Origin of the sequence: Sinorhizobium sp. 22678, from assembly GCF_052044265.1 — a bacterium.
GTDB lineage: Bacteria > Pseudomonadota > Alphaproteobacteria > Rhizobiales > Rhizobiaceae > Sinorhizobium > Sinorhizobium meliloti_A.
In genome coordinates this window covers 36,828-54,720 of the sequence record NZ_JBQEMS010000024.1, presented here as the reverse complement: position 1 = coordinate 54,720, position 17,893 = coordinate 36,828, and the positions used below count along the sequence as shown (strand labels likewise).

At 62.7% G+C, this 17,893-nt stretch carries 16 protein-coding genes and 1 pseudogene; 7 read left to right on the top strand and 10 right to left on the bottom strand.

Annotated features, from left to right (window positions below):
- Positions 1-28: 28 nt before the first annotated feature.
- The 5 genes from ACTJKL_RS26265 to rpiA form a co-directional block, all read right to left on the bottom strand.
- On the bottom strand, positions 29-424 hold the full coding sequence (locus ACTJKL_RS26265) for a GFA family protein (protein ID WP_440854186.1): 396 nt from the start codon (positions 422-424) through the stop codon (positions 29-31).
- A gap of 133 nt (positions 425-557) precedes the next feature.
- Positions 558-1,931, bottom strand: a complete 1,374-nt coding sequence (locus tag ACTJKL_RS26260) for a class II 3-deoxy-7-phosphoheptulonate synthase (protein ID WP_100673237.1) — start codon at positions 1,929-1,931, stop codon at positions 558-560.
- Positions 1,932-2,164: 233 nt separating this feature from the next.
- Positions 2,165-3,556, bottom strand: coding sequence for a glutathione-disulfide reductase (gene gor / locus ACTJKL_RS26255; RefSeq protein ID WP_440854185.1), 1,392 nt, complete (start codon positions 3,554-3,556; stop codon positions 2,165-2,167).
- A gap of 200 nt (positions 3,557-3,756) precedes the next feature.
- Positions 3,757-4,299: a DUF2059 domain-containing protein gene (locus ACTJKL_RS26250; RefSeq protein WP_440854184.1), complete on the bottom strand. Its 543-nt coding sequence runs from the start codon at positions 4,297-4,299 to the stop codon at positions 3,757-3,759.
- A gap of 112 nt (positions 4,300-4,411) precedes the next feature.
- Positions 4,412-5,107: a ribose-5-phosphate isomerase RpiA gene (gene rpiA, locus ACTJKL_RS26245; RefSeq protein ID WP_440854183.1), complete on the bottom strand. Its 696-nt coding sequence runs from the start codon at positions 5,105-5,107 to the stop codon at positions 4,412-4,414.
- Between the two features lie 219 nt (positions 5,108-5,326).
- Between rpiA and ACTJKL_RS26240 the strand changes: the two genes are divergently transcribed.
- Positions 5,327-6,010, top strand: a complete 684-nt coding sequence (locus ACTJKL_RS26240) for an HAD family hydrolase (RefSeq protein WP_026168614.1) — start codon at positions 5,327-5,329, stop codon at positions 6,008-6,010.
- A 33-nt stretch (positions 6,011-6,043) separates the two neighbouring features.
- On the opposite strand, the gene ACTJKL_RS26235 is transcribed toward ACTJKL_RS26240, so the two are convergent.
- Complete coding sequence (locus ACTJKL_RS26235; RefSeq protein ID WP_440854182.1) at positions 6,044-7,939, bottom strand: L,D-transpeptidase family protein; 1,896 nt, start codon at positions 7,937-7,939, stop codon at positions 6,044-6,046.
- A gap of 498 nt (positions 7,940-8,437) precedes the next feature.
- On the opposite strand from ACTJKL_RS26235, the gene fumC reads away from it, so the two are divergent.
- Positions 8,438-9,829 carry a class II fumarate hydratase gene (gene fumC / locus ACTJKL_RS26230; protein ID WP_440854201.1) on the top strand — a complete coding sequence of 464 codons (1,392 nt, stop codon included), beginning with the start codon at positions 8,438-8,440 and terminating at the stop codon, positions 9,827-9,829.
- A gap of 46 nt (positions 9,830-9,875) precedes the next feature.
- On the opposite strand, the gene ACTJKL_RS26225 is transcribed toward fumC, so the two are convergent.
- Together ACTJKL_RS26225 and ACTJKL_RS26220 are read right to left on the bottom strand one after the other, a co-directional pair.
- Positions 9,876-10,484: a pyridoxamine 5'-phosphate oxidase family protein gene (locus tag ACTJKL_RS26225; RefSeq protein ID WP_440854181.1), complete on the bottom strand. Its 609-nt coding sequence runs from the start codon at positions 10,482-10,484 to the stop codon at positions 9,876-9,878.
- A 95-nt stretch (positions 10,485-10,579) separates the two neighbouring features.
- Positions 10,580-11,497, bottom strand: a complete 918-nt coding sequence (locus ACTJKL_RS26220; protein ID WP_440854180.1) for an alpha/beta fold hydrolase — start codon at positions 11,495-11,497, stop codon at positions 10,580-10,582.
- A 44-nt stretch (positions 11,498-11,541) separates the two neighbouring features.
- Between ACTJKL_RS26220 and ACTJKL_RS26215 the strand changes: the two genes are divergently transcribed.
- Complete coding sequence (locus tag ACTJKL_RS26215; RefSeq protein ID WP_440854179.1) at positions 11,542-12,033, top strand: MarR family winged helix-turn-helix transcriptional regulator; 492 nt, start codon at positions 11,542-11,544, stop codon at positions 12,031-12,033.
- Positions 12,034-12,074: 41 nt separating this feature from the next.
- On the opposite strand, the gene ACTJKL_RS26210 is transcribed toward ACTJKL_RS26215, so the two are convergent.
- A complete protein-coding gene (locus ACTJKL_RS26210) occupies positions 12,075-12,449 on the bottom strand; it encodes a gamma-butyrobetaine hydroxylase family protein (protein ID WP_100673234.1) in 375 nt (124 codons plus the stop codon).
- Between the two features lie 158 nt (positions 12,450-12,607).
- Here ACTJKL_RS26210 and moaA point away from each other — a divergent pair, with 158 nt between their 5' ends.
- The 4 genes and pseudogenes from moaA to mobB all read left to right on the top strand — a co-directional run bounded on the left by moaA (position 12,608) and on the right by mobB (position 15,471).
- The gene (gene moaA, locus ACTJKL_RS26205; protein WP_440854178.1) at positions 12,608-13,657 is read left to right on the top strand and encodes a GTP 3',8-cyclase MoaA; all 1,050 of its coding nucleotides are present in this window, start codon (positions 12,608-12,610) and stop codon (positions 13,655-13,657) included.
- 255 nt (positions 13,658-13,912) lie between these two features.
- On the top strand, positions 13,913-14,821 hold the full coding sequence (locus ACTJKL_RS26200) for a DMT family transporter (RefSeq protein ID WP_440854177.1): 909 nt from the start codon (positions 13,913-13,915) through the stop codon (positions 14,819-14,821).
- A 48-nt stretch (positions 14,822-14,869) separates the two neighbouring features.
- Positions 14,870-14,950 (top strand): annotated as a pseudogene (locus ACTJKL_RS26195) (molybdenum cofactor guanylyltransferase MobA); the annotation flags it as partial.
- Complete coding sequence (mobB, locus tag ACTJKL_RS26190; protein ID WP_440854176.1) at positions 14,947-15,471, top strand: molybdopterin-guanine dinucleotide biosynthesis protein B; 525 nt, start codon at positions 14,947-14,949, stop codon at positions 15,469-15,471. The pseudogene ACTJKL_RS26195 and the gene mobB, both read left to right, overlap by 4 nt.
- A gap of 106 nt (positions 15,472-15,577) precedes the next feature.
- Here mobB and ACTJKL_RS26185 read toward each other — a convergent pair whose 3' ends face one another.
- Positions 15,578-17,830, bottom strand: coding sequence for an OmpA family protein (locus ACTJKL_RS26185; RefSeq protein WP_440854175.1), 2,253 nt, complete (start codon positions 17,828-17,830; stop codon positions 15,578-15,580).
- Positions 17,831-17,893: the final 63 nt, after the last annotated feature.

Genomic DNA, 17,893 nt, shown 5'->3' with positions numbered 1-17,893 from the left:
CCGAGCATTCGCTGCACGCCTTATGACGCTACGGCCGCGATCCTGGAAAGCGCGGCAGGTCGTCGCCGATGTCGTAATAGCTCCCCTTGTCCGCGCAAAAGATGTGATAGCCGGGCTCGAGCGCCACCGCCCCGTCGAACGTTCCGGCGAGAATGGACGTGTAGTCCAGTCCATCCGCCTTCCAGAACAGGGCCGATCCGCAATGCCGGCAGAAACCGCGTCGGGCCTCATCGCTGGAACGGTACCAGGTCACGTTCTCGACGCCTTCCACTTCCATTTCACTGTCGAGCACATTCGTGGCCGCGTAGTAGAGCCCGGTTTGCTTTCGGCATTGAGAGCAATGGCAGAAGATCAGATCGCGAAGCTTTCCGCGCGTCTTGAAACGCACAGCGCCGCAAAGGCAACCGCCCTCGTTTATTTCCATCGTCTGCCCCTTCGAACCTGTGCACTTCAACACATAAAAGCCGGGCAAGCTTTCAAGCTGGCCCGGCCAAAGTCAAATTCAGAGAATGCGCCACAGGTTCAGAAATATTGAACCGATGGCTTTATCGAAGCGATCAGCCGTTGACGACCATCTTCTTCTCGTCGCGGCCGCCCTTCATCCGCTCGGCGAGCAGGAAGGCCAGCTCAAGTGCCTGGTCGGCATTGAGGCGCGGATCGCAATGGGTGTGGTAGCGATCGGCAAGGTCGTCGCCGGAAAGCGCACGCGCGCCGCCGGTGCACTCCGTGACGTCGTTGCCGGTCATCTCGATATGGATGCCGCCCGGATGCGAACCTTCGGCGCGGTGAATCTGGAAGAAGCTCTCGACTTCGGACAGAATCCGCTCGAACGGTCGGGTCTTGTAATTGTTGAGCGTGATCGTGTTGCCATGCATCGGATCGCAGGACCACACCACCTTCTTGCCCTCCCGCTCGACGGCTCGGATGAGGCGCGGCAGATGCTCGGCGACCTTGTCGTGGCCGAAGCGGCAGATCAGCGTGAGACGTCCCGCCTCGTTGGCGGGATTGAGGATGTCGATCAATTCGAGAAGGCCGTCCGCCGTCAGCGACGGGCCGCACTTCAGGCCAAGCGGATTCTTGATGCCGCGGCAATATTCGATATGCGCATGATCGGGCTGGCGCGTACGATCGCCGATCCAGATCATGTGGCCGGACGTCGCGTACCAGTCGCCCGAGGTCGAATCGACGCGCGTGAGCGCCTGCTCGTAACCGAGCAGCAGAGCTTCGTGGCTGGTGAAGAAATCCGTTTCACGCAGGCTCGGATGGTTTTCAGCGGTGATACCGATCGCCTTCATGAAATCCATCGTCTCGGAGATCCGGTCGGCGAGCTTGCGGTAACGCTCTGCCTGAGGGCTGTCCTTGACGAAACCGAGCATCCACTGATGGACGTTCTCGAGATTGGCGTAACCGCCCATGGCGAAGGCGCGCAGCAGGTTCAGCGTGGCCGCGGACTGGCGATAGGCCATGACCTGCCGTTCCGGATTGGGCACGCGAGCCTCCTCCGTGAACTCTATGCCGTTGATGATGTCGCCGCGGTAGCTCGGCAGCGTCACATCGCCCTGTTTTTCGACGCCCGACGAGCGCGGCTTGGCGAACTGGCCGGCAATGCGGCCCACCTTGACGACCGGCTGCTGCGCACCGAAGGTCAGGACGACGGCCATCTGCAGGAAGGCGCGGAAGAAATCGCGGATCGTATCGGCGCCATGCTCGGCGAAGCTCTCGGCGCAGTCGCCCCCTTGCAACAGGAAGCCGCGGCCCTCGGCGACATTGGCAAGTGCGCTCTTGAGACGGCGCGCCTCTCCGGCGAAGACAAGCGGCGGATACTTGGCAAGACGCGCCTCCACGCTATCGAGCGCTGCGAGGTCCGGATAGTCCGGCACCTGCTGAATGGGTTTTTGCCGCCAGCTGTTCGGAGTCCAAGTCTGTGCCATTTCCATCACCTGTTGTCTGACGCGGATCGGCCCGCGTCGCGCCCTGCGGCCGTCACGCCGCCCGGCATCCGGATTTGCATGCGTCCGCGTCGGCAGCCCCGCCGATACCTGCGATCTGCCACAACGCCCGGGGCGGACTACTTTCGCGGATGCGGGCTTATAAACGTTAACAGGGGGCTTGGAAAGCCATCCTACCAGAAAACGTGGACTGCCACGACGCCGGCGGACAAGGCTCAGCCGACCCTCTCTCCGTTCCTCACGCGATAGCTCGGCTGATACATCGTGACGAGCTCCTCCGCCGCCGTTGGGTGAACCGCCATCGTCCGGTCGAAATCGTCCTTCGTGCAGCCGGCCTTCAGCGAAATCCCCAACAACTGTGCCATCTCGCCCGCATCATGGCCGAGAATATGCGCCCCGACGACCTTGCGGTCAGAGGCATTGACGACGAGCTTCATGATCGTCTTCTCCTTACGGCCGGAGAGCGTCGCTTTCATCGGCCGGAACTCGGCGCGATAGACCTCGATCTCTTGGAATTTCCGGGCCGCTTCCTCTTCCGTGATCCCGACCGTGCCGATCTCGGGTTGCGAGAAGACGGCAGTCGCGATCAGGTCGTGGTCCGGCGAGGTCGGATTGTTCTTGTATTCCGTCTCGATGAAGCACATGGCCTCGTGGATCGCCACCGGGGTCAGCTGCACGCGATCGGTCACATCGCCGAGTGCGTAGATCCCCGGCGTGCTCGTGCGCGAAAAGGCGTCGACGATGATTGCACCGAGCTCATTGGTCCTGACGCCGGCGGCCTCAAGCCCGAGACCCGTCGTGTTCGGCACACGACCGAGCGCCAGCATCACCTGGTCGGCGACGATCTCACCATGTTTCATCGTCGTGGCCACCCGCCGCCCGTCCGCATCCGCCGACACCGACTGAATGATGTCCTCGCAGAGGATGCGGATTCCCTTCTCCTCCATGGCTGCGTGCAGACCACGCCGCATATCCTGATCGAAGCGGGACAGAATTTCCTTCCCGCGGTAGATCAGCGTCGTTTTCACGCCCAGCCCGTGGAAGATATTGGCGAATTCCACGGCGATGTAGCCGCCGCCGGCAATGAGGATCGATTCCGGCAGCGCCGGAAGATCGAAGGCTTCGTTGGAGGTGATGCACAGTTCATGGCCCGGCAGCGCGTCATGCGGACTCGGATGCCCCCCGACCGCGATAACGATGCGCTCCGCGGTGACGGTCTTGCCGCTAGCAAGCAGCTTCACGGTGTTCGGACCGGCGAGCTCGGCGCGCGTATCCAGGATCTCGGCCCCGGCATTCGCCAGGCCCTTACGGTAAAGACCCTCCAGCCGGGCGATCTCCTGTTCCTTCGCAGCAACGAGCCTGGCCCAATCGAAACGGCTCTCGCCGACGACCCAGCCGAAGCCCGCGGCATCTTCGAAATGTTCCGCAAACTGCGAGGCATAGACATAGAGCTTCTTCGGTACACAGCCGCGGATGACGCACGTCCCGCCGTACCGGAACTCCTCGGCGATCGCCACCTTCTTGCCGAGCGCCGCAGCCAGCCGCCCGCTTCTCACTCCGCCCGAACCGCCGCCGATCACGAAGAGGTCATAGTCGAAAGCGCTCATGGGAACTCCTGCAGGAAGTGAAATGTCGAATAGGCCGTCGGCCGGGGGACGTCGGGCTGGAAAGCGCACACGGAGTCGCCTTTCGCCCCTGATATAGTATTGCGGCGCAAAAAAAGAAAAGCCCGGATCGCTCCGGGCTCCTGTCTTGCGGTTAAACTCGTGCCGTCAGGTGGCGGCAAGACCGCCGGTTCGACCGGTCGTTATTGCGCAGGCGCCGTGGCGCCGGCATTTGCCGCCGGCGCATTGCCGATCTTCTCATCGAGCGACTTCGTCGCTTCGCTGGTCAGGTCGCGCGAAACGCCGGCAGCCCAGATGTCGGCAGCCTTCAGCATCTCACGCGAGGCGATCGGGCCGTCGTTCAGAAGCTTCTTGCCCGCGGTCGAGTTGTAGAAGTCGGCGATGGCGTTCAGCTCTTCGACGGTGAAGGTCTTCGCGTAGATGGTGGCGGCTTCGCGCTCCAGATCCGAACGCCGCCCGGCGAGGCTGAGCGCCTTTTCGTCCACGGTCGCGGTGATCAGTTCCTGATGGTTCGGCGATGCCTGAATGAGCGTGTTCTTCAGGCGTTCGGCGAGGTTCGGCAGAATGTTGTCGAAGCTGTTGGTCACGCCGAGCGCGGCGATCGTCGCACGCGCAGCCTTGATCTGATCTTCCGTCACGTCCTGCGCCCGTACCGCCGGAACCGCAACCGAAACGAGGATCGCAGCAGTAGCGAAAGTGCGGGCAAGACCTGCGAATTTGTCCATATTTTTCCATGCTCCTGTGTTGGCACGTGCCGCCCGGCCGATAGCCGCCGCCTGGCTGACCTGTGCAAAAGTCTGTCTCTCGATACGCCCCGCGCCGCTCGGCCGGAACGGTTCAAGAGGCCGTAAGGCTGCGCGCTCCCTCAGGACCGGCAATGATCGCCATCGACGCCATTTCTATGAAAAGCCCGTGCTCGACGACGCCCGGGATGGCGTTCAGCTCCACCGCGAGCGCATCTGCATCAGGAATACGGCCAAAAGATGCATCGAGAATGAGGTGTCCGCCATCGGTCGTGAAGGCTCCGTCGCCGGAGGATCGCACGACGATATCTCCTGCAAGACCCAGACGCGAAGCGGTCTTTTCGATCGCGAGCCTCGTGGCGACCTGGCCGAAAGAATTGATCTCGATCGGCAGTTTGAAAGCGCCGAGCACGTCCACGACCTTCGATTCGTCGGCGATGACGATCATCCGCGCCGAGGCGCTCGCGACGATCTTCTCGCGCAGCAACGCGCCACCGCCGCCCTTGATGAGGCGTAGCTTTCCGTCGACCTCGTCGGCCCCGTCGATCGTCAGGTCCAGTTCCGGCAGTTCGTCGAGCGACTTCAGAGGCACACCGAGCTCGAGGCAGAGGCGCGCCGTCCGCTCGGACGTCGGGACGCCGGAGATCTGAAAGCCGGATGCCACTTTCTCGGCCAGCAATCGGACGAATTCTTCAGCCGTCGAGCCTGTGCCTATTCCAAGCCGCATGCCGTTTTCGACATGTTCAAGCGCCGCTTCGGCGGCCTTGATCTTCATTTGGCGGGCGTCCATGCGCCACTCGCTCCCTCTCGATCCACGTCAGGCGGGGGCGTCGCCCTCGGCCGCCACCGTCCAATTCCGCTGAGACACTTACACGCCCGCCGCGGCAAACAAAAGTCAAAATGCACGGCCTGAACCGGATTCCGGCAGCGCTACGACCTAGGTCGCCATTGCATTCCACGCCGACTTCGCCTACCCGGTCGGACAAGGTTTTGCAGAACGAGGTTGCCGGTGTCCCTGCCCCTAGTCGTCTTCGATCTCGACGGTACGCTCGTCGACACAGCGCCCGATCTCGTCGCCAGCTTGAACCATGCGGTGACGCAAGCCGGTATCGAGCCGGTGACCTATGCGGACCTCACGCATCTGGTCGGCCACGGCGCACGGGCCATGATCGAGCGGACTTTCGCGCTTCGCGGCAGAACGATTGCCGAAGAAGAACTGTCCTGGCAGATGAAAGAGTTCGTCGATTTTTATCACGGATCAATGCCGGGTGAATCCCTGCCCTATCCGGGGCTGGTCGAAGCGCTCGACCGCCTGCAGGATGCGGGGCTGAAACTCGCCGTCTGCACCAACAAGCCGGAAATGCTGGCAAAGCGTCTTTTGGAGGGGTTGGGGCTACTTGGCCGCTTTGCGGCGATATCCGGCGGCGATACCTTCACGGTGCGCAAACCGCATGCCGACCACCTGCTGTCGACGGTCTCGAATGCCGGTGGGGTGGCCGAACGGGCGGTCATGGTCGGCGACAGCCTCAACGACGTTCTCGTCGCCCGAAATGCCTCCGTTCCGTCGATCGTCGTGCCCTTCGGCTATTCAGACGTGCCTATCGAAAGCCTGCTGCCCGATCAGATCATCGGGCACTTCGACGAATTGACACCGAATCTGGTCGAGACCGTGCTCTCCCGCAAGCCGAAGTGAAAGGGGCCGCTCGTCTAACGCGGCCCACTCTCCTCATCCTTCCAAACTCCGCGCCTTGCGCGTCGCCTCGAATGCGCGATTCATATACATGTCGCGATCGTAGACGTCGTCGAAATACTCGACGGTTCCGTCCTTGTTCGGCCAGGCGGTAAAGTAGGAAACATAGACTGGAACTTTGGCGGATACCGGCAGCGCCTTGTTGCGGCCGCCTGAGATTTCCATGCCGACCTCTTCGACACTCACGCCCAGAACCGCCGCCGCCATGCGCCGGGGATCGGCAAGACGCACGCAGCCATGGCTGAGCGCCCGCTGATCACGCTTGAAGAAGCTCTTCGACGGCGTGTCGTGCATGTAGATCGCATGCGCATTGGGGAAGAGGATCTTCAGTTCGCCAAGCGCATTGTCGCTGCTCGGCGGCTGACGCACGGCGACCGAGTTCGTCGATCCGTACCAGTTCACCGCGGTGGAAGGAACAACGCGGCCGCCGACTTCCACCTGATAACCCATCCGATCCAGGTAGCCCGGATCGTTTCTAAGCTTCGGCAGCATCTCGTTGACGATGATCGACTGCGGCACGCCCCAATAGGGATTTACTTCGACCGTCTGGATTTCGTCCTGGAAGAAATATGTCTGGTTGGCCTTGGAACCGACGACCACGCGCATGGAGAACTGCTCGGTGCCCTGTTCCGTATAGGAGGCGGTGAAGGCCGGCTGGTTGATGAAGACATAGCGCTCGCCAAGCCCATCCGGCAACCAGCGCGCCTGCTCCATCGCGATTTCGACCTTGTCTATCTTCCCTTCGGTCGTATCGCCGCCGGTGAGCGCGCGTATCGACGCCTGCCCGACAATGCCATCCGCCTTCAGGCCATGTTCCTTCTGGAAGGCCTCGACGACCGGCACCAACTCGGGCGTGTAGTCCGGCGTCCCGTCATAGGCCGCGAGCACGACCGCATGCTCCGTCTTCAACGCTTCCGAGGCTTTCAACTTGATTCCGGCGATGACATTCGCGAGTTCCGGATTGCGTTCGCCGGGCTTCAGCAACGTCCCCGGTGCGATCTCCACCCGTGGCACAGCTTCCACCTGCGTCCGAAGCCGCTCGAGTTCCTGCCTCAATGCCGTAAACTGTGCGCTTTTCGGATTCTGACTTTCGACAAGCGCCGCGACGTCACTGCTTGTCTCGACCTTCTCCAGAAAGCCAAGAAGATCGACGTTTTTCCGCTTGAAGTCGTGATAGCCGGATATCCTGTTCGGGTCGATACGGCCGCGCACGGTGTCCTGGACATAGGTGAGCACGGCCGCGGACATCGCGATTTCGAAGCGCACCAAATCCTTCTCGCGGGCGATCATGTCGCCGCGGTCGAAATCTTCCGGAGGAATGACGACGGCGTAGTCGAGCGGGTCGAGACCGACCTTCGCAGCGTCGGACAGGACGGCCAGCGCCGCCTTGGCACGGCCGTTGACGCCCGTCCTCTCGATCCACAGGAAATCCGACCGGGTGCCGTAGAAATTCTCGACAGCTTTCGCCACTTCGCCGGGCGCGCGCACATTGATTTCCGGAAGAAACTGGCGCGCATCGGAAAGCGGCGAGCGCAGCATAGGCGGCAGGGCTCCGTTCAGCACCGAACCGGTAACGACGGGATCGACCAGACGGTCCGTCGCGATCCGGCGCAGCGGATCCGCCTTATAGGTATAATAGCGCGGGCCGGTGATGCGCGGAGGCTTCGCCACCTTCTGATCAAGCCGCTGCGGCGCGAACATGTCCACGCCCGGAACCTGCTGGCGAGGCTGCACCTGCTCCTGCGCATCGCGCTTCTTGCCTCCGCGGATGAAGTCCATGAAGGTGATTGCAGACGCCGGCTGCACATCCATGGTTGCAACCGCACAGCCGCTCATGAGCGCGACAATCGCTGCCGACTTGATAGTTCTCATAGATATAAACGTCCCCGTATTGCGTCGCCGCCGAATGCAGTCGCCGCCAGATTCTCGCCACGCCCTCGTGCTCCGAGAGTTATAGAAAAGGATGGTGAATGAAAAGGAAACGAAGCCTCCCGAATCCGCGCCCCGCATATCGCCGCGTCCCGTTTTTCAGCCATGACCCTTCGCCTAAAAATCTGATTTGCATCCACTTTGAACGCCGGGGCGCCATGCCGATGTTCCCTGCGACACAGGGAAGATGCGCAACGGAAGATTGCGGATGTGACGGAAAGGACACATCGTGCCGGCCGGAAACCCTTGTGAGCGAAGCCTGATCGCGGCTTGCCGCTCGGCGGAAATTCAAACGATTGTAGGGGCTCCAAGCCCCCGCGGCCCCTTTACAAGGCGTCATGGCCGAGGCAGAGAAATGCCCGGCAGCGGGGAGAAAGATCGGCTTTGGACCCGGTTCCCCGCCTCGGCTTCATGAACCGCATGACGAAAGCAGGTATCGCGATGACATCGACCCGCACGGAAACAGATACGTTCGGCCCCATCGAAGTGGCGAGCGACCGCTATTGGGGCGCACAGGCCCAGCGATCGCTGGGCAATTTCAAAATCGGCTGGGAAAAGCAGCCTCTGGCAATCGTGCGTGCACTCGGCATCGTCAAACAGGCAGCTGCCCGCGCCAACATGGCGCTCGGCCGCCTCGACCCGACGATCGGCGACGCGATCGTCAGGGCCGCGCAGGAGGTGATCGACGGCAAGCTTGACGAGCACTTCCCTCTCGTCGTGTGGCAGACGGGCTCCGGAACCCAGTCGAACATGAATGCGAACGAGGTCGTTTCCAACCGTGCGATCGAGCTGCTCGGCGGCGTCATGGGCTCGAAGAGGCCGGTTCATCCGAACGATCACGTCAATATGAGCCAGTCGTCGAACGACACCTATCCCACCGCCATGCACATCGCCTGCGCGGAGCGCGTGATCCACGATCTGCTGCCGGCGCTCAAGCACTTGCACAAGGCGCTCGAAGAGAAGGTGAAGGCTTTCGATCACATCATCAAGATCGGACGCACCCACACGCAGGACGCAACGCCCCTGACTCTGGGACAGGAGTTTTCCGGCTATTCTGCGCAGGTCGCCTCCTCGATCAAACGGATCGAGATGACGCTCCCCGGCCTTTGCGAGCTCGCCCAGGGCGGGACCGCCGTCGGCACCGGGCTCAACGCGCCCGTCGGATTTGCCGAGAAGGTCGCCGAGGAAATCGCCGGCATCACCGGCATCGGCTTCACTTCCGCGCCGAACAAGTTCGAAGCACTGGCCGCACACGACTCGATGGTCTTCAGCCACGGCGCGATCAACGCCACCGCCGCCGCGCTCTTCAAGATCGCCAACGACATCCGCTTTCTCGGCTCCGGCCCCCGCTCCGGCCTCGGCGAGCTTTCGCTGCCGGAAAACGAGCCGGGCTCGTCCATCATGCCGGGCAAGGTCAATCCGACTCAGTGCGAAGCGCTCACCCAGGTCTGCGTCCAGGTCTTCGGCAATCATGCGGCGCTGACCTTTGCCGGCAGCCAGGGCCATTTCGAGCTCAACGTCTACAATCCGCTGATGGCCTACAACTTCCTGCAGTCGGTGCAGCTGCTCGCCGATGCGGCTATCTCCTTCACCGATAATTGCGTCGTCGGGATCGAGGCGCGGGAGGACAACATCAAGGCGGCGCTCGACCGTTCGCTCATGCTGGTGACTGCGCTTGCGCCGAAGATCGGCTACGACAACGCGGCCAAGATCGCCAAGACCGCACACAAGAACGGCACAACGCTTCGCGAAGAGGCCGTAGGCGGCGGCTACGTCACGGACGAGGAGTTCGACGCCGTCGTCCGCCCCGAGACCATGATCGGCCCGGCCTGATCGGACTTCAGGCGGCCGCGGCTCGACATGTAGCCGCCGCGGCCGCCTACCACATGGTTTTCGCGGCGCGGCTGGGCCATTCCCGGTCATAGCTTTCCTTGTCGAAATCGGCCTTGGCAGCCTTCAGCAGCGCGCCCGGCGTCGGCAGCGAGGCGGCATCGGCGAAGCGCTCCGCATTCCAGAGCTGTGAACGGATCAGAGCCCGGGCGCATTGGAAATAGACCTCGCCGATCGTGACCACGACGACGCTGCGCGGGTGCTTCCCATCGATCTCGAAGGAACCGGTCAAAGCCGGGTCGACGCTGACGACGGCGGTGCCGTTGATGCGGATGGTCGTATTCGATCCGGGCACGAGGAAGAGCAGCGCCACTCTCGGATCGCGCACGATATTGGCAAGCGAGTCCACCCGGTTGTTACCGCGCCAGTCGGGCATCAGCACGGTCTTGTCGTCCGCGACGCGGACGACGCATCGATCGTCGCCCCGCGGCGAACAGTCGAGTCCCTCAGGACCGACGGTGGCGAGCGCTGCGAAGGGCGACGCTTCGATCATTGCCCGGTACTCGGCCGTCAGTGCAGCCGTTACCTTGACGATCGATGCCTCGCTCGCTCCGCCATAGAGCGCCTGCAACTCCTCGACCGTTCCGATAATCGTCATCTCATCCCTCCTGCAACGGTGCTGCGGCTGTCACGCCGAAATCGCGATCTCTGCGCGCCCGTTTCGAGGAATAGCATGACGACCTGATGACGCCATCAGGCGATTTTTGACATGGGAGCCTCTTTCCTGCGCTCCCAGAGAAATTCGTTGATCTTCTCGATGACCGGAGCGGCGGAAACGATGCGGCGATGGCCAAGGCCGTTCGCCCAGTGCAATTCCACATTTGGTCCGACCGCGCCGTAGCGGCGCGCGTGATCGGCGGGGACCTCCTTGTCGTCCTCGGCATGGATGACCAGAACCGGCCTGCGGAGTGCCGCCAGGATGCGGGTGGCATCGAAACCCTCGATGCGACGCCCGGAGAGCCGCTCCACCATGCCCTCGAAAGCTGCCTGCGCCTTCGGCGCGAGCCCCAACATCCGGCCGAAGCCCCTGAAGAGCCAAGTCATTTCGCTTGGCGCACCGATCAGGACCAGTTTCCCCGGAATGCGCGCGGGGACGTCGCAGAGCACTGCCCCGGCCGCGCAGGCGAGGCTCGCGCCGCCGAAGGAATGGCCTATACCGACATCGAACCCGTCGAAATGGCGCCACGCCGCATCGATCGCCCTCACCGCTTGCGGCATGGTCAGTGTCCGCCCGGGCGACGCTCCATGACCCGGCAAGTCGAGCGCCACGACCTCCGCGCCCGAGGAGAGCAGGCCATCGATCAGCGTTGCCAGATAGTCGCTGCGAGATCCCCAGCCGTGCGCGACCAGTACCCGCGGCCCGCGACCGCCGTTGCGGCATTCGAAATGGCGAGCGGCAGCCCAGCCGCCCGCAAAGGACAACGTGACCTTCCGCGACCGTTGCATGATCGGCACTGCCGCTTTGAGCAGCGCCGCCTCCTTGCCGCTTTTTGGCTTCCGGCTCGGAGTGCGGCAGAAGATCCAGAATGCGGACTTGCCTGCCTTGTCGGCCGAAAACGCGGAAACGGCCTTCAGCGATAGACGGATGACCTTGTTCGCAAAGGATGGCATAGTGGAGCTTTCTAATGTTCAACCATGAACATAATTGTACAACGATGAACAAAAAGCAAGCACAGATCGAAAATCACCACTTTCCCTGGGATCACCCTCGTTTTCGAAGTTGGATCGCCGTTGCCCGCGCCTGTCAGCTGATGCAGCAGACATTGACGCGGCGGCTGAGCCATCTGGATGTGAAGCCGCCGCACCTGGACATCCTGGTCAATCTCTACCGCTTCGACGGCATCACCCAGCAGGAGCTTGCACGCAAGCTGCTCGTCGGCCGCTCGAACATGAGCATGCTGCTGCCGCAGCTCGAAAAGCGCGGCCTCATCGAAAGGCGAGGCGACGCAAGAGACAAACGCGTATTGCGTCTGTCGCTGACCTCAGCCGGAAGGACCTTGACCGAGGAAGCAATGGAAATTCAGACGGCGCTCATCGAGAGTTCGCACGGCGGGGAGCCGATCGAGGACTGCGTCAAGGTCGCCGAGTCGATGGAGCGGATCATCTCCACCCTGCTCAAGGAAGATGAATTGGCGGCGGGAAGCTGACCGAGGCTGCCCGGTCGGCGGTCACCAAAGGCTGCGAGACGTCAGCGCGGCTTTTCGGCCTTGTCGCGCGACATACCCTTGTCGGCGAGCTCCTGCTCATAGGCCTTGAACAGCTCTTCGCCTTTCTCGCCGAGCTCCCGCAGGTAGGTCCAGGTATAGATGCCGGTGTCATGAGAATCGTCGAAACCGATTCGCACCGCGTAATTTCCCGTCGGCTGGACCGTGATGATCTGGACGTTGCGCTTGCCCGGAACCGTCACCCGCTGGCCCGGCCCGTGCCCTTGCACCTCTGCCGAGGGCGAGAGGACCCGCAGGAGTTCCGCGGATAGGTCGAAGGCCACGCCGTCGTCGAAGGTGACGGACAGGCGGTGGCGGTCCCTGGATATCCGCAGTTCGGTCGGCCAGAATTCGCTCATCGTCATTGCTCCGTGTTCGTCCCCGTTCAGTAAAGCAGAATTGAACGGCCGGAAATCGCCCCCAGAAGGCTTTCCAGATATTTGAAACAGTTTGCGACAGGATGCGCCTTGACGCGACCCTTTTTGACCACGACATTGAAAGCGCAGGGAGAAAAGACTTGAACACGGCCGCTATAGACCAGACCCACGCCAGACCGCTCGACACCACGACAGCCCCGATGGTCGATCCATTTGGCCGCGCGGTCACCTATCTGCGCGTCTCTGTCACCGACCGCTGCGACTTCCGCTGCACCTATTGCATGGCGGAGCACATGACGTTCCTGCCGAAGAAGGACCTGTTGACGCTGGAGGAACTCCAGCGGCTCTGTTCCGCCTTCATCGCCAAGGGCGTACGCAAGCTGAGGCTCACCGGCGGGGAGCCGCTGGTGCGCAAGAACATCATGTTCCTCATTCGCGAACTCGGCAAAGAGATCGAAGCGGGACGGCTGGACGAACTGACACTCACCACCAATGGCTCGCAGCTTTCGAAATTCGCCGCCGAACTCGTCGACTGCGGCGTGCGGAGGATCAATGTCTCGCTCGACACGCTCGATCCCGACAAGTTCCGCCAGATCACCCGCTGGGGCGAATTGGCAAGGGTGCACGAAGGCATCGACGCGGCGTTGGCAGCCGGATTGAAGGTGAAGATCAACGCCGTTGCCCTCAAGGACTTCAACGATGCCGAGATACCGGACCTGATGCGCTGGGCGCATGGCCGCGGCATGGATCTGACGCTGATCGAGACCATGCCGATAGGCGAAGTGGACGAGGACAGGACCGACCATTACCTGCCGCTCTCGGAGATGCGCAGGCGGCTCGAGGCCGACTTCACGCTCAATGACATTCCCTACCGCACCGGCGGCCCGGCCCGCTATGTCGAGGTCGCGGAGACCGGCGGGCGCCTCGGCCTGATCACGCCGCTCACGCACAATTTTTGCGAAAGCTGCAATCGCGTCCGGCTGACCTGCACCGGCACGCTCTATATGTGCCTCGGCCAGAACGACGCCGCCGATCTGCGCGCCGCACTGCGCGCGACCGACGACGACGCCTATCTCGGGCAGGTCATCGACGAGGCGATCGGCCGCAAGCCGAAGGGCCACGACTTCATCATCGACCGCGAACACAACCGCCCCGCCGTCGCCCGGCACATGAGCGTCACCGGGGGATAACAGTTTTGCCCCTCATCCGCTTGCCGGCACCTTCTGCCCGCAAGCGGGGCGAAGAGACAAGCGGCAATGCCTTGCTCGGCACGAGCGCCGCGGGCGATGCGCGTCATCTCCTACCTCATCGGCTTTGAAGCGCTCAGATCTTTGATCTTCCGGATGTTTTTGTCCTTTAATCGGATAGGATTTAAGGAACATGCAGTAGGGATTCGCCACGCCGGGAAGCCTCGCGCCGTTCGGCCACAGCTATCAGGAATGAGAATGCGCTCGTCAGCCAATTTCCGCGGCATCGTCTTCATGTGCCTCGCGATGATCGGGTTCGCCTGCAACGATGCGCTGGTAAAATCGGTCACCGGGGCCATGAATACCGGCCAGATCATGTTCATCCGCGGGTTGCTGACGACGCTGATGGTGGTCGTAGTCGCATACCGGTTCGGCGCCTTCCGGCCGGTTCGGACGATCTTCAGGCCGGCCATCCTGCTGCGCATCGCCATGGAGGCGCTTGCATCGGTGACCTATATCTCCGCGCTCGGCCAGATCCCGCTCGCCAACGCTTCGGCGATCATGCAGGCACTTCCGCTGGCGGTCACGCTCGGCGCCGCGCTGTTCCTCGGCGAGCCCGTCGGCTGGCGGCGGTGGGCGGCGATCGTCGTCGGCTTCGCCGGCGTCCTCGTCGTATTGCGTCCTGGTCCCGAGGGCTTCACCGCGGCGGCCCTCACCGTCGTCGCCTGCGTCTTTTTCACTGCGACACGAGACCTCTGCACCCGCCGCATCGGCACCGACGTGCCGTCGCTGTACATCACGGTGACGACCTCACTCGTGACGACGCTGGTCGGTGCGGCCCTCATCGTCCCGCTCGGCGGCTGGCAACCGATGTCTACGACGTCGCTCAGCCATATCGCCGGCGCCAGTGTGCTTCTGATGCTCGGTTACCAGACGATCGTACTCGCGATGCGCGAAGGCGAGATCTCCGTGATTGCGCCATTTCGCTATATGAGTCTTCTCTGGTCGATCACCCTCGGAGTCGTCTTCTTCGCAGAGACGCCGGACCGCTGGATGCTGGCGGGCGTCGCCATCATCATCGGTTCCGGCCTTTATACATTCTACCGCGAGAGCAAGCGCGGCCGGCGGGCGGTCGCGCAGCGCGCACTCGGCGGCCCCCTGGAATAGCCGAGGACGTTCTCGATGCCAGACGGCCCCTCCCATGCCACCGTCCCTCCGGCAGTCAACATCAACACGCCCGAAGAGCTTCAGCGGGCTGAGGCCTGGTTGCCCTATATCGAGGATCGCGAACCATGAACGACCCCTTGCGCCTACCGAAGATTTTCGGCATCGCCGGCTGGAAGAATTCCGGGAAGACCGGCCTGATGGTCCGCCTTGTCAGCGAAATGACCCGCCGCGGCTACATGGTCTCCACGATCAAGCACGCGCATCACGACTTCGACATCGACAAGGTCGGCGCGGACAGCTACCGCCACCGCGAGGCCGGCGCGCACGAGGTAACGATCGTTTCGTCGACGCGCTTCGCGATCATGCATGAATTGCGTGGGGCGCCGGAGCCCACATTCGAAGAGATCTTGTCCCGGCTTGCCCCTTGCGACCTGGTACTGATCGAAGGCTACAAGCGCGAGCCTGTCCCGAAAATCGAGGCGCGCCGCGAGGAATCGGCCAATCGCGAACCGCTCGCACCGAACGATCCGCATATCCTGGCCATCGCTGCCGATCATCCGGTCGCGGACGCCGGCCTCCCCGTATTCGACCTGGACGACACGCGGGCGATCGCCGATTTCATCGAGAAGGTCATCGGACTGCGTGACTGACGGTCGAGCGGACGGCATCAATCCAAGCGCACAGGCGGGTTGCAGAACGCACAAATAATCGGGGCCGGTTTCCCGGCCCCGATGTCAGTTCGCACGCCTCGTTGATCTACCGCTGCGCTACAGGACGCACCAACGGCGTGACGCGGCGAATGGTGACGCGGCGGTTCTCCTGCTCCGGCCCGTCCGTGCGGATTTTGAGGAACCGCTCGCCATAGCCCTGGGTGACGAGGTTTTCGGCCGGGATGCCGTAGACCTCGGTCAGGAGCACTGCGACGGACTCGGCACGCTCGTCGGAAAGGACGAGGTTGGACTGGTCGGCGCCAACGGCATCCGTGTGACCCTCGATAAAGAAGGTTTCACCCGGATCCTTCTCCAGGATCTTGTTCATTGCCTCCGCGACGTTGCGCATGGTTTTCGCCTGCGACATCGATACCTCGGCGCTTCCCGTCGCGAAGGTGATGGTGTCGAGGTCGATTCGGCGAACCTTGTCGCGTAGGCGGGCGGAGTGACGCACCTCATCGATGGTGTAGACGCGTTCGACCGACTCGACCGGGGGTTCGGACAGGAACTCGTAGTAATCCCGGTCCGGATCCTCGGCGACATCGACGATATATTCGTCCACCGGTATCGTCAGGCGCATCGGTGGCAGGTCGTAACCTACGTCTATGATTGCGGGCCGGTCTTCTTCGTATTCCGGCGCGTACATCATGACGTATTCCTCGCCGTCACGATCGACGCGCGTGCGCGTCAGGATGTCTCCGTATTCGTTGTAGATGGTGACGATCCGATAGCCGCCCGGGCGGACGATCGTTTCACGGACGCGACCTCGCGAGAGATTTTCATAATAGCTCTCTTCCGAATTCCTGCGCAGGCGCGGCCGGTCGTCACCGCGCACGAAGATGCGATCGCCGACCCCGAGGATGACACGGTCCTCGTTTTCTTCGACGACCCTCACCTCCGTGACGTTGTTCTCGGTGGTGTTGTTGACGGACGTGTTGTTGACCGTTGTGTTGTTGATGACGGTGTTGTTGATGATGTTGGTCGTCTGCGGCACCGCAAAGGTCGGCGCCTCCTCAACCCGCTCGCCCTCTTCGCTGAGCACAGCCTCGATCTTCTGAGGAATTTCTTCCCTGGCTTCGGCCGGGATCGCAGCCTGCGCCGCTGCATCGTCGGCCGGCGGTTCTACGCTCTCTTGGGTCGTACGCAATTCCTCGCGCTGCTTCCGCCGTGTTTCTCGCGCCTGGTTGCCGCCGGAAATGTCGGCATCCTTGTCGCTGTCGAGGACAGCCGCGCCTTTCTCGACAGGCAAGACGACGGTCTCGTCAGAGGCTGCGGGGTCCTCCGCGATTTTCTGCTTTTCTTCCGTCGAGCGCTCATCGACGACTTCGGGAGCCGGTTGGCCGGCGGGCTGCTCACCCTGCTGTTCAGCGGTTGCGGGTTGTTCGGCGCCGGGAATCGACTGCTGCTCGCCCTCGCCCGTCTGCTCGGCGGGCGTCTCTGTCGCGGGCTGCTTGGCGGTCGTGCCGCTCTCAGGTTCGGCGCTCGGCTGCTCGGCGGCCTTCTGTTCTTCCGTCTGCCGCTGCTCTTCGGCCTGTTGCTGGCGTCTCTTACGCGTAGGCTCCTGTTCCTCGGCCTGCTGCGGCGCGCCCTCCTCGGCTGCGGGCTGCTGCTCTTCCGCCTGCTGCTGACGCTTCTTGCGCTTGGGGGCCTCTTCTTCGGCCTGCTGGGGAGCACTCTCCTCGGCCGCAGGCTTCTGCTCTTCGGCCTGCTGCTGGCGCTTCTTGCGCTTGGGGGCCTCTTCTTCGGCCTGCTGCGGAGTGCTCTCTTCGGCTGCGGGCTGTTCTTCCGCCTGCTGCTGGCGCTTCTTGCGCCGGGGAGCCTCTTCTTCGGCCTGCTGCGGAGCGCTCTCTTCGGCTGCGGGCTGCTCTTCCGCCTGCTGCTGGCGCTTCTTGCGCCGGGGAGCCTCTTCTTCGGCCTGCTGCGGAGCGCTCTCTTCGGCCGCGGGCTGCTCTTCCGCCTGCTGCTGGCGCTTCTTGCGCCGTGGAGCCTCTTCTTCGGCCTGCTGCGGGGCGCCCTCTTCGGCTGCCGGCTGTTCTTCGGCCTGCTGCTGGCGCTTCCTGCGCGGCTTTTGCTGCTCCTCGGCCTGCGGCTGTTGCTCCTCCGCCTGCCCCTGCGATTCCTCGGCCTGACGCTGCTTGCGCTTCAGCAACAGCAGATCCTCGGGCGACTGTTGGCCCTCTCCTTCCTGAGCGACTTCGAACGGAGCAGTCAGGCTGTCAGCGAAGGCCGGCTGGATCATCAGGGAGGCCGAAAGAACGGGCAAGGCCACTGTTGCGAAAAGTCTGGATCGTATCGACATTTTTTTCTTCCTCTTGTTCGGAGGTCCTGACGCTGGTGTGCAAACGCGACTCCAATCGCCTCG